We start from the raw sequence: 12,245 nt of genomic DNA, 5'->3' as shown, positions 1-12,245 counted from the left end.
CTGCAGGGCACGGCCGGTTGGATCGCGGCGTGCGTTATCGCGCGTGGTTCGTCGCTTCGGCGTAGGCGCCGCGGACGATGCTGCCTTCGAGCTTCTGCTCGTCCTTGACCAGGTTGTAGAGCGGGCACGTGGCCTCGACCGACTGGCGCAGCGCGTCGATCTCCTGTTCCGATGCAGGCGATTCAATCCGCACCTTGTAACGGATACCGCTGTAGCGTGCGGGCGATTGGATGTTGCTGCCGAAGCGCGGGCTCAGCTGACCATCCACGGTCAGCTCCAGCGAGTCCAACAGCACGTTTCGTGCGGCGGCCTGCACCTCGAAGATGTGGGTCAGGCAGGTGCCGGTCACGCCGAGCAGGTGTTCCTCCACCGTCGGCGCCAACCCATAACCGAGCAGGCTGGGCGCGCTGTCGTGCAGCTGCTGGTGATAACCGTCCTTGCCCAGGAAGACGCGGCGCAGGCCGGTGCGCGGCTCGACGTGGGCGCGCGCGACGAGGGTTTCCGGATCGGCGGGCTTGCCCTTGCCCGAGGCGGGCTTACCCTGCCTGGCCAGCACCGCGGGACGCTTCTCCTCGGTGATGAAATCGCGCAGACCGGGCGGCAACGTCGGGTCGCGCACCGCATCGCTATGGAGGTATTCGACCTCGGCATGGCTGATCTGCTGCGGCCGCGTGACCAGGTCGATGGCCGAGGAATTTTCGTGCACCGCGCGCTTCAGCGTCTGCAGTTGCGCGTCGGTGGCAGGCGAGTCGATGTAGGCCACATAGGAGAGATTGTTCGGGTACGCCAGGCTCTCGCTCTTGCGCTCGGGGATGCTGGTGAACACCACGTCCAGCGCATCAAGCGGGACATTCTGCTCGGCCGCCTGCACGATGTACTCATCGGCCACGGCGCTGGCCAAGGTGCCGACCAGCGAGTCCCAGGAACCGGCGCCGAGGTTGTAGCCTGCGTAGTTGCGCCCACTATCGCTGATGTACTGGAACTCGCCCGTGGGCCCGATGCGCAGGCGACGTACGCCGGAGCGGCTTTCGGCCGTGACCTTTGCGTGGATCGCGATGGGTGCGGCAGGCTGCGTCGACTGCGCCTTGATAGCCTCACGTTTGGCGGCGAGATACGTGCGCAGGGGTGAGCCGTTGTCCGCCGCTGAGGAAATGAGCGGCGCGGCCAGCAGCAGCATGGCCGACAAAGTTGACGCGCCGAAAACCTTGAACGGCGACGCAGAACGGGCGGTGGACATGGGCGGCGGAACTCCGTGGGGATCGTGAACGGAGGCCCACTGTTTCATGTCGCGTCGCCACGTCTAAATGATCGTTGGACATTCCCATATTCGCTATACGCACTCCCCGTACGCTTCCAGGGCGGGGCCGCGCAGATCACCCGCCCTGCTGGAATCTATCCCTGAGTCGGCACGAACTGGCGGCGCGAACGAAACGCGGCAACCTTCATCCGGTTGCCGCACAGCGCCATGCTGCACCACCGCCGCTTCCTGGATTTGGTGGTGTCATGGAACAGCAGCGAACAGTCATGTGCCTCGCACTGGCCGACGTGCTGCAGGTCGCCGCCCGCCAACAGCTGCCCCAGCGCAAGCGCGACTGGCTGCAGCAAGGCCTCGGGGCTGTCATCGCGACGACGCTCCACCAGCACGGGCGTCGCGTCGCTGGGCATTGAGCTCAATTCCAGCACGGGCCTGCCTCTTTCAAGCACCGCGTTGACCCGGTCCGCACGCAATGGCTGCCCTGCCCTCGCAGCAGCCAGCAGGCCACGCGCTTCGTCACGCAGGGCGATCGCCAGTGCGAGCAGCCCCTTCGGCGCACGCACGCTGCCTGCCGCGACGACGCCGGCCTCCGTCAGCCACAGCACCACCGCCGCGTCGTCCACCAGCACGTCCACCGGTGCGGTGGGCGGCCCGTAGGCCGAGTTGATGAAGTCCAACGCCAGGTCGTTGGCGACGAACAGGGGGGCAGTCGCGTCTGAAGGTGGCATATGTAACCTCCGTAAATTAGATTGACAGGTTACCATCTTGCTGCGTAACCTGCAAAAACACTCCAACACGGTTACATGGCGAGACTTATGAAGATCAATCACCTCCTTGCTCCGCTCGGCGTGGCTGCCGCCCTCACTGCGGGCAACGCGCTGGCCACACCCTCCGCTACCCCTGTCCACTACCGCTACGAGCAGGTGGGTGATGTCAGGATCTTCTATAGGGAGGCCGGCCCCCGAAACGCGCCCACCGTGCTGCTTCTGCATGGGTTCGCAGCCTCGTCATACATGTATCGCGATGTCGTCGCCGCGTTGGCCGACACCTACCATGTGATCGCACCGGACCTGCCGTCTTTCGGCCACACCGAGTCGCCTGCCGGCGATGTCTATGCGTACACCTTCGACAACCTGAGCAGGACGATGGAACGCTTCACCGAACAGCTCAAGCTCGACCGCTATGCGCTGATGGTGCATGACTACGGCGCGCCGATCGGCTGGCGCCTGGCGACCGCCCATCCGGAACGGATCACGGCGCTGATCTCGCAGAACGGCAATGCCTACGAAGAAGGGCTGGCGAAGGGCTGGGATCCGATCCGCACCTACTGGAAAGAACCCAAGGCAAAGAACCGCGCCGCGCTGGCCGACTTCCCCACCGCCGCGTCGATCAAATGGCAGTATCTGGAGGGCGTCAGCGACCCGACCCGGGTGCCACCGGATGGCTATATCCTGGAAGGGCTGCGGGTGTCACAGCCCGGCAACGCCGACGTGCAGCTGGATCTCCTGCTGGACTATGCCTCCAACGTGCAGCTTTACCCCACCTTCCAGACGTACTTCCGTACACAGCGGCCCCCGCTGCTGGCGGTATGGGGTCGCAACGATCCGTATTTCCTGCCGGCTGGCGCGCAGGCGTGGACGCGGGACATTCCCGATGCGGAGATCCATTTCTACGACACCGGCCACTTTGCGTTGGAAACCCATGCGCAGGAGATCATTCCGGTCATCCGCTCCTTCCTGGATCGGCATGTGGCGCCCAGCAGCCAGCCGTGATTGCAACCGCCGACCGGTCACACGGTCGGCGTGCTGCGGCGTGCGCTGCTCAGATCCAGCCCTGGTCGAGCAGCTCGCGTTTGATGTAGGCATAGAACACCGGCGCGGCGACCAGGCCGGCCAATCCGAACGCCGCCTCCATCAGCAGCATCGCCAGCAGCAGCTCCCAGGCCCGTGCGCGGATCTCGCCGCCCACGATGCGCGCGTTGAGGAAGTACTCCAGCTTGTGGATGACCACCAGGTACAGCAGCGCGCCCACCGCGACGTAGAACGACACCGACAGCGCGACGATGGTGATGATGGTATTGGAGATGACATTGCCGACCACCGGCAGCAGCCCGGCGACGAACGTGATCAGCACCAGCGTCTTGGCCAGCGGCAACTGCACGCCGAACAGCGGCAACACGATCAGCAGGAAGATCCCGGTGAACAGCGTGTTCAACAGCGAAATCTTGACCTGGGCGAACACCACCTGGCGGAACGCCACGGCCAGTCGGCTGATGCGGCCTACCATTTCCTGGGCCAGTGGTCCCATCCGCGACAGCGGCATTTCGTCATACAGCGCGACCATCGCGCCCAGCAGCATGCCGATCAACACCCGCACGCCCACCTGCACGACCGACGTACCGGCCACACCGAGCTGACGCTGGTGTTCGGCGGCCCACTCGTTCAGTGCGGTGCGCAGCGTATCCATGTCCTCGGGAATGTAGGCGCGCAGAACGGCCGGCACCTGGTGGCGGGAGCTGTTGAGAATGTCCATCAGATGGGCGAGCAGTACGTCGGGGCCACCGGTCTGGTTGCGGAACACCGCCGCGATGCCGACGCCTGCCAAGCTCAACCCGCCGATGATCAGCACAGCCAGCACGATGACCGACATGGCGCGGGCCCGTCCCGGCGGCAGCTTGCCTTCCACCGAGCCAGCAAGCAGGTGGGTCAGGTGGAACACCAGCAGGCCCGACAGCAGCGTCACCACCAACCCCAGGCGCAGCGCCAGCCACATACCGAGCAGCATCAGCAACCAGGCGGCAATACGGAAAGCGGGCGGGCGGGACGTTCGGGCGATCAGTTCGTGCATGGCGAGAGGCGTACCTTGGATTCCGGAGCGAGGAAGAGAGCCCAGCCATCATACGGCGCCCCGCCCCATGGGTTCCGCATGCGCGAAGGCATCGCCCGATACGCACCGGCTCGGCCGTCGGGAGGGCACCGGCTGGTAGCGCCGAGCCATGCTCGGCGAGCGAAGCGGGCCGTTCGCGGGGATCCAGCCGAATGCGAAAAGCAGCCCGCTGAAGCCGGCTCTACCATCGGCGCCAACGTGGGCGCCACCATCGGCGCCACCGCCCTGGGTCAGCCGGCCAGCGTGTTGACCGAGCCCGAATCCACGCGGATGCCTGCGCCGTTGATGAAGCTGGCGCGTTCGGAACACAGGAACGCCACGGCAGACGCCACCTCTTCCGGCCGCCCGCGCCGCTTGAGCACCATCCCGGGGCGTTCTTCGTCCAGGAAGGTGGTGACGGCTTCGTCAAAGGAGATGCCCTTTTCCTTTGCGCGTTTCTCCATCATCGCGTCGGTCATCGGGGTGCGGATGAAGGCCGGCGACACGGTGTTGACCAGCACGTTGTCTGGCCCGTACGCCTTCGACAGCCCCTTGGCCAAGGTGAGGATGCCGGCCTTGGATGCGCAGTACGGCAGCTCATCCACATAGGGCTGCACCGCATCCTCGGAAGCGAACAGCACGATGCGGCCCCAGCCCCGCGCGCGCATCGCCGGCACGGCGTGGCGACACATCCGCACCGCGCCCATCAGGTTGATGTCCAGCGTGCGCAGCCAGCCCTCGTCATCCACATCGAGGAAATCACCGGTAGCGCCCGTCACACCGGCGGCGTTGACGAAAATGTCCGGCTCGCCCAGATCGGCGCGCACCTTGGCCCAGATCGTGTCGACGTCCGCGGCGCGGGTGACATCGCCGGTGATGGCGATCACCTCGCCCAGCGGACCGAGCTCGGCCAGCGCTTCATCTAGCGTGCCGTCGGCTATATCGGTGATGGCAACGCGCACGCCGGCCTGCAGCAGCTGCCGGGCGGTCTCTTTGCCCATTCCCGAATCGGCGCCGCTGATCAGTGCGATGCGCCCTGTGATACCCAGATCCATGTCGCCTCCTCAGGCTGTGGTTGTGCGTCCCAGGCCGTGCGTGGCCAAGAACCTTTCAGCGGTACGAAGCCCAAGCGCCATCTGGGTGAGTGCTGGATTGGCTGCCAGTGCGCTGGGGAAGGTCGAGTTGTCGCAGATATAGAGATTGGCGATGTCGAAACTGCGGCCGTCCGGGTCCACCACCGCGTGCTCCCGGGACGTGCCCATCCGGCAGGTGCCCAAGGTATGGGCCGAGCGTTCGGCACTGAAGATCCCGCTGGCACCGGCGGCCTGCCAGATCGAGGTGAGCGTGCGCGTGGCATGCACGTTCAACGCCGTTTCATTGGTGCCGTAGCTGAAATCGATGCGCGCCTTGCGCTGACCGAACGCGTCGGTTTCGTCGGACAGGTAGAGCCGATTTGCCGCCTGCGGCAGGCAGTCGCCGTTGATGCCGATGCCTGCCAGCCGCCGATAACGCTGTAGTGTGCCAACCAACGCCGCGCCCCACAGTCCCGCACCCCGGGCGAGCGTGGTGGCCAGGGTCACCGGCTGCACGCCCAGACTCTGTACCAGATAGCCACCGACGAACGCGGCGGCGTCCGGGCGCAGTTGATCTTCGCTGATCAAGGACGACGGGTAGCCGCGGTTCATGCACATGTCGGCGTCGAACTCGCCCCAGACCTGGGTCGCCACGTGGGCCATGAAATTACGCCCGACCTGTCCGCTGCCGTTTGCCAGGCCCAGGTTGAGCAGCAGGCGCGGGGTTTCAATGCCGCCGGCACACAGGAACACGGCGGCACAGCGCTGACGCTGCTCGACGCCGTCCTGGTGGTAGACCACGCCAGTGACGCGGCCACGTGCGTCGGGTTCGATATCCGTGACGCGGCAACTGCTGCGCAGCTGCGCGCCGAACGCGCGGGCGCGTGGCAGCCACGTGCTGTCCATGCTGGTCTTGGCGCCGTTGCTGCAGCCTTGGTGGCAGGCACCGCAGTTGTTGCAGGCACTGCGCGTGCCGAAGCCGGGCTGCTCACGCGAACGCGTCACCAAAGCCGCAGGCGCGTCCGTGGCCTGAATACCCAGTGCCGCGCAACCACGCTGCATCGCCTGCGCCGAGGCATTGCGCAAGGGCGGCGGATAGGCATAGTGACGCGTGGTGTCCCACGGATAGTGGGCAGGTCCAGCCACGCCGATGAACGATTCCACGCGCTGGATGTAGGCGCTGAGGTCCGCGTGGGCGATGGGCCAGTCTTCGCCCTGTCCGGTCAACGTCTTCAGCTGCATGTCGCGGGCATCGGGTCGCGGACAGAACGCGCCCCAATGCAGCGTCGAACCCCCCAGTCCGGTGCCGGAATTGTTGGGGCCGAACGCGGTGGGCGTACTGCCGCCGCTCAGCCGTTCTTCCATCCAGTAGATGCCGGTGGTGAGTTCATCTGCCAGATGATCTTCAGAGTCGAATGCGGCGCCGGCTTCCAGCACGACGACCGACAGCCCGGCTTCCGCCAACCGTGCGGCCAGCGGCGCGCCCCCTGCCCCACTGCCGATGACCACTACATCGACCGGGTGCAACGGCGTGGCTTGCATCATGGGCGTGCTCCCCGCAGTTGCCAGTCCTCGCCGTGGTCGGCCTCGGTATGCGTGTAGCCCAGGCTGTGCCGGCCGTCGCCGCCCACCGCAAAGCCGTCGTAACCCATCAGCGCAAAGGTGGATGGCAGGCTGGTCCAGGTGCGCACAACGGTGGCGCGCGCGTCTTCGAACCAGTGCGCAAGCTGCGCCGTGCTGAACGCGCTGTCCGGCGCAAGAGGATGCGCACCCCGTGCTATCGCCGTCAGCAGCGCGGCCTGGCCGCTGGTCGGCAGGTCGCCGAAATCCATCTGCTGCAGCATGTCCAGCCCGGTTTTCCATGCGGCCACGTCGGCGGGCAGGTCGGCGAAACGCCAGCCGTCGCCTTCCTCGTTGGCCAGGGCGATGTCGATCCGGCGCGCCAGATCCAGGCCATCGGCCTGCCCATCCAGTACGGCCGCCGCCAATGCGCCAAGCACGGCACGCTGCCCGTCGGAGAGCACTCCGCGGGCATCCGGCGCTGGCCCGGCATGACGCTGCAACAGCCGACTGCGCATGCGCGGGACCACCCGGTTGCTGTTGAGCAGGCGCATGAAGTCATCGGGCAGGCGCCGTGCCTGGCTGTGCTCTACCTGCAGGGTGATCAGCCGCGCCACGTCGTGCGGAGCTTCATAGGGCAACAGGTGCGCCGCACCGGGGATGCACTCCAACGTGGCCGCTGGGTAGTGCGGTAGGTTGAGCCGACGTTGCGCGTCGGCACCCAGGTCACCGTCCTCAGCGCCGGCCATGATCAGTGCGGGTACGTGAAGCGTTCCTGCCGCATCGGCGACATCCTGGCGGCTGCCACGTAGCAGCCACGCCGCCCACGCCTCCGGCTGCGACCGCAGCACGTCGGCGATGGCACGTTCGCGCAACGCGGGCGGCAGCATGGATGCCGCGTTGTTGTCCACGAACGTCTCCGCATGCTGACGCTGGGGCGCACCGCTGCCAAACCAGGCCAGCATCTCCGCGCGCCGCGCCGGATCCATCGGCTCAGGCGACGGCGGGGAGGCTGCGATCAGGATCACACCTCCCAGTCCGGCCAATCCCAGCAGCCCATCGCGTGACCTCGCCGCCGCAAGCGTGGCGATCTTTCCGCCCATGCTGTGACCGATGGCGAACCAGCAGGGCGGCGCACGGTCTGCCACTTCCGCACAGAACCAGTCCGTCAGCGCAATCACATCCAGGCGCCCTGCGCTTGGCGTGGTTCCAAAACCGGGTACGTCCAGGGCCACGCACTCGAACTGTGGCTCCAGGGTGGCGATCACATCCCGCCATTCGTCTCGGCTTGCGCCCAATGAGTGCAGAAAAAAAAGAGTGGGCCGCTGCATGAAAAATCCGCCATATCCGGTTCCGGAGCATGCGTGGCATCGCGTCTTCTTTGCGTGCAGGAAAGCGTGTACGCGTTGCATGCGCAGCGGCTCGCCACCCTGCCGGAATCGAGCAACCGCATCACGCTCCACGGGCGCTCGTCGTAGGCCCTGCAAAAGTAGAACCGGTGCCTGCGGGCGAGGCGTAAGCAGATGCGGGGAGCGCTTGCCGAACACGCCACGCAGCCGTCACAGGCGTACGCGCATAACGTGCCAATGCCGTTGCAGCCGGGCAACCTGCCCCTCCCCGCGAGTCCCCCGTGACCCCAACGCCCTCTGCTCCCTCTGCTTCGCAAACGCCCGCACGGGCGCTCGATGGGCTGAACTTTTTCCTTGCCGACGTCCGCGACGGACTAGGGCCGTATCTGGCCATCTATCTGCTGGCGGTGCACAAATGGGAGCCGGCCAGCATCGGCGTGGTGATGACCGTTGCAGGGCTTGCTGCGTTGCTGACGCAGACGCCCGCCGGGGCGTTGATGGACCGGATCAACGGCAAGCGCGCGGCGGTAGTGATCGCCGCCTTGGTGGTGACGGTCAGCTGCGTGGTCTTGCCGTGGATCACCTCTTTCACGCTGGTCGCGCTTACCCAGGCAATCAGCGCGGTGGCCGGGACGATCTTCGCACCGGCCATTGCCGCGCTGTCGCTGGGCATTGGCGGCCAACGCGCGTTTGCCCGCCGCATGGGCCGGAACGAAACCTTCAACCACGCCGGTAACGCGGTCGCGGCCGTGCTGGCCGGTGGCCTGGCGTATGTCGGTGGGCCGGTGGTGGTGTTCTATCTGATGGCGGTGATGACACTGGCCAGTGTCGGCGCCGTGCTGATGATTCCGGCCGCCGCCATCGACCATCAGCAGGCGCGCGGCCTGTCAGCCGCGACGTCCGAGCCGGCTGCGCCCGCTGGGATCATGCAGCTGTTGCACAACCATACGCTGGTGATTCTTTCAGCGTGCTGTGCGCTGTTCCATCTGGCCAACGCGGCGATGCTGCCGCTGGTCGGGCAGAAGTTGTCGCAGTCCAGCCCGCACCTGGCCACCACCCTCACCGCTGCCTGCATCGTGGCGGCGCAGCTGGTGATGGTGCCGGCTGCCCTGCTGGTCGGCGCCCGCGCCGACCGGTGGGGCCGCCGCCCTCTGCTGCTGATCGCCTTCTTCATCCTGCCGATCCGCGGCGTGTTGTATCCCCTGTCCGATGCACCGTACTGGCTGCTGGGCGTGCAGCTGCTTGATGGCATTGGCGCCGGGATCTTCGGCGCACTGCTGCCGGTGATCGTCAGCGACCTGACCCAAGGAACCGGTCGCTTCAACGTCACCCTCGGCGCTGTCTCCACCGCGTTCGGCGTGGGTGCGGCCTTCAGCCCCGGTCTGGCGGGCGTGATCGTGCAGTTCGCCGGCTACGATGCCGCCTTCCTCAGCCTGGCCGCGATTGCAGCATTGGCGTGCGTGCTGGCCCTTGCGATGCCAGAGACCAGCCGGGTGGGTTCCGGGTAGCGCCGAGCCAGGCTCGGCGAGCGAGGCGGGCCGTTAGCGGGTAGCGCCGAGCCGTGCTCGGCGAGCGAAGCGGGCCGTCCGCGGGGAGCAGTCGAATGCGAAGAGCAGCCGGCTGAAGCCGGCTCTACCGTTGGCGCCGCCGTTGAGACCACCATCGCATTGCCGCACATGACAACGTAACGCTACGTGTCAAATGCGAATGGGTCGTGATACGATTGTTAAGGAAGCTTGAAATACCCCACACGGATGTCCCAGCCATCGCCAGCGGACCCCTTTCTTTCAGGAGTACTGCGTCGATGTCGTCCCCCTCCCCCCTTTCCCGCTTCACGGTGGCCGCCCTGTCGGTGGCCGTCGGTCTTGTCATCACCGCCCAGGCCCATGCCGAGGCCAGCGCCGACGCCGCGTCGGCCAAGCAGATGGACACCGTGGTGGTCACCGCTACGGGCGCCCAGCAGTGGATCCGCGATGCGCCCGCCAGCATCAGCGTGATCACCCGCGAGGAGATCGAACGCAAGCCGGTCAGCAGCATCGGCCAACTGCTCAGCACCGTCCCCGGGGTAACCGGTGGCTACGCGCTGTCGGGTGCGCAATCGAAGATCAAGCTGCGCGGCCTGCCCGAGCAGTACACCCTGATCCTCATCGACGGCCGCCGCCAAGGCAATTCGTCGGGCGTGAACTATCGTGACGACCTCGGACCGCAGGATCTCAACTGGCTCTCGCCGGACATGATCGAGCGCATCGAAGTGGTACGCGGGCCGATGTCCTCGTTGTACGGCTCCGATGCCATGGGCGGGGTGATCAACATCATCACCCGCAAGATCGCCAACGAATGGGGCGGCTCGGTCACCTACAACTACAGCAAGCCCGACTCGGACACGCGCGGCAACACGACCCAGATGGGCGCGCTGTTCAGTGGTCCGCTGACGCCGAACCTCGGCCTGCGCGTGGGCGCCAATGTCACCAACCGTGAATCCGACACCGGCGCGCGGCAGACACCCGGCAACAAGGCGCAGAACTACAACGCCCTGCTCAACTGGCGCATCAACGATGACCACACGGTGGGCGTCGAGGCATCGCGTGGCGAGCAGCGCAATACCGGGGCCGGTGCCGTCGGCGCATGGGGCTTGTCCAAGCTGGTGCAGACCGGCTACGTGGTGATGCACGACGGTCGGTACGGCGATGCGTCCACGTCCAAGACCACGCTGGTGCAGAACGACTACGAAGACAAGGGCAGCACAGTCGGCAACCATGCCAAGGAGACCGTGTTCGATACCGCTTTCACCCGCAGCTTCGACTGGGGCTTCGAACAGAACATCAACGTCGGGGGCCAGTGGAAGCGCGAGCAGCTTGAGAACAACAACACCATCGGCACCGTGCCGGTGACCTGGACCGGTACGGGACGTATCAGTCCGACCGCAGAAGCCGATTCGTGGGCGTTGTTCGCCGAAGACCACATCACCCTGCACGAGCGCTTCATCCTGACGGTGGGGCTGCGCTGGGACAACACCGACAACTACGACGACAACCTGAGCCCGCGCATCTACGGCGTGTGGCATCCGGCGGATGCGTGGACGATCCGCGGTGGTGTCTCGGAAGGCTTCCGCGCGCCCACCTTGAAGCAGGGCACGGCCGGTGCGGCGACCCAGAGCGGCGGCAATGGCTGCACCGCGCTGACCGCAGAGGGCTGGACCAACCGCTCGGTCAGTGCCGATGGCACTACCGGCTGCTATATGGCCGGCAACCCGGACCTGGAACCTGAGACCAGCACCAACTACGAGATCGGCGTGGGCTTCGACCAGGGCGGCTGGTCCGCATCGGCAACCTACTTCCTGACCGATTTCGACGACAAGATCCAGCAGGTACCGCTGCGCGAGATTCCCGGCCAGTCCACCAGCTTCGTCAACGGATTCTGGTGGACGGTGGCGCAGAACGTGCAGAAGGCACGCACCCGTGGCGTGGAAGCCAGCGTCACCGTGCCCCTGCATGAGCGCCTGAGCTGGACCACCAACGCCACGCGCATGTTGGAATCGAAGAACCGCAGCACCGGCGCCAGCCTGCTGGTGGTGCCCAGGATCACCGGCAACACCTCGTTGGACTGGCAGGTCACCGATGCGTGGTCGTTGAACCTGAGCGCGCAGCACATCGGCGAGCAGCTGGTGTCGGCCACCAGTGCGACCTTCGCCAAGGCCTATACCACGGTGGACCTGGTGACCGGGTTCGACGTCAATGAGAGTCTGACCCTGCGCGCCGGCGTACTGAACGTCGGCGACGTATCGACCATCGAAGAAGGCAACAACTACGACGGTGGCGCACGGACGTTCTTCGTGGGTGCCACGGCGCGCTTCTGACCGGGATCGGTGCCGCGCATGCGGTTTGGGTAGCGCCGAGCCACGCTCGGCGAGCGCACAGCGCGGCGCCTTTGCTTTCCCGCCGAGCACGGCTCGGCGCTACAACGGCAACGTGCGCGGTCGGGTAGCGCCGAGCCACGCTCGGCGAGCGCACAGCACGGCGCTTCTGTTCTCCCGCCGAGCACGGCTCGGCGCTACGACGGCAGCGTGCGCGTTCTGGTAGCGCCGAGCCACGCTCGGCGAGCGCGCAGCGCGGCGCCTTTGCTCTCCCGCCGGGCAACGCGGTG

General features: G+C 66.3%; 9 protein-coding genes. 3 read left to right on the top strand and 6 right to left on the bottom strand.

The window, feature by feature from the left end; genetic code table 11:
- Positions 1–34 precede the first annotated feature (34 nt).
- A complete protein-coding gene (locus ABRP17_RS17900; RefSeq protein ID WP_349984257.1) occupies positions 35–1,237 on the bottom strand; it encodes an OsmC family protein in 1,203 nt (400 codons plus the stop codon).
- Between the two features lie 155 nt (positions 1,238–1,392).
- Positions 1,393–1,983, bottom strand: a complete 591-nt coding sequence (locus ABRP17_RS17895) for a CGNR zinc finger domain-containing protein (RefSeq protein ID WP_188324002.1) — start codon at positions 1,981–1,983, stop codon at positions 1,393–1,395.
- Between the two features lie 87 nt (positions 1,984–2,070).
- Between ABRP17_RS17895 and ABRP17_RS17890 the strand changes: the two genes are divergently transcribed.
- Positions 2,071–3,027 (top strand): alpha/beta hydrolase, encoded by a 957-nt coding sequence (locus tag ABRP17_RS17890; RefSeq protein WP_349984258.1) that lies wholly within the window; start codon positions 2,071–2,073, stop codon positions 3,025–3,027.
- 49 nt (positions 3,028–3,076) lie between these two features.
- Here the strand turns inward: ABRP17_RS17890 and ABRP17_RS17885 are convergent, their stop codons facing one another.
- From ABRP17_RS17885 to ABRP17_RS17870, 4 genes are all read right to left on the bottom strand, one after another.
- Positions 3,077–4,102, bottom strand: a complete 1,026-nt coding sequence (locus ABRP17_RS17885) for an AI-2E family transporter (RefSeq protein ID WP_349984259.1) — start codon at positions 4,100–4,102, stop codon at positions 3,077–3,079.
- 269 nt (positions 4,103–4,371) lie between these two features.
- Positions 4,372–5,175, bottom strand: coding sequence for an SDR family oxidoreductase (locus ABRP17_RS17880; protein ID WP_349984260.1), 804 nt, complete (start codon positions 5,173–5,175; stop codon positions 4,372–4,374).
- A 9-nt stretch (positions 5,176–5,184) separates the two neighbouring features.
- Positions 5,185–6,738 (bottom strand): GMC family oxidoreductase, encoded by a 1,554-nt coding sequence (locus ABRP17_RS17875; protein ID WP_349984262.1) that lies wholly within the window; start codon positions 6,736–6,738, stop codon positions 5,185–5,187.
- Positions 6,735–8,084 (bottom strand): alpha/beta hydrolase, encoded by a 1,350-nt coding sequence (locus ABRP17_RS17870; RefSeq protein ID WP_349984263.1) that lies wholly within the window; start codon positions 8,082–8,084, stop codon positions 6,735–6,737. The genes ABRP17_RS17875 and ABRP17_RS17870 overlap by 4 nt, the downstream gene beginning before the upstream one ends.
- A gap of 299 nt (positions 8,085–8,383) precedes the next feature.
- On the opposite strand from ABRP17_RS17870, the gene ABRP17_RS17865 reads away from it, so the two are divergent.
- Together ABRP17_RS17865 and ABRP17_RS17860 are read left to right on the top strand one after the other, a co-directional pair.
- The gene (locus ABRP17_RS17865) at positions 8,384–9,610 is read left to right on the top strand and encodes an MFS transporter (RefSeq protein WP_349984264.1); all 1,227 of its coding nucleotides are present in this window, start codon (positions 8,384–8,386) and stop codon (positions 9,608–9,610) included.
- 296 nt (positions 9,611–9,906) lie between these two features.
- On the top strand, positions 9,907–11,958 hold the full coding sequence (locus tag ABRP17_RS17860; protein WP_349984266.1) for a TonB-dependent receptor domain-containing protein: 2,052 nt from the start codon (positions 9,907–9,909) through the stop codon (positions 11,956–11,958).
- Positions 11,959–12,245: the final 287 nt, after the last annotated feature.

The sequence above is a fragment of the Stenotrophomonas sp. WHRI 8082 genome, assembly GCF_040223995.2.
In the GTDB taxonomy this organism is placed as follows: Bacteria; Pseudomonadota; Gammaproteobacteria; order Xanthomonadales; family Xanthomonadaceae; genus Stenotrophomonas.
The sequence above is the reverse complement of the archived record's forward strand: the minus strand, read 5'-3'. Positions and strand labels throughout refer to the sequence as shown.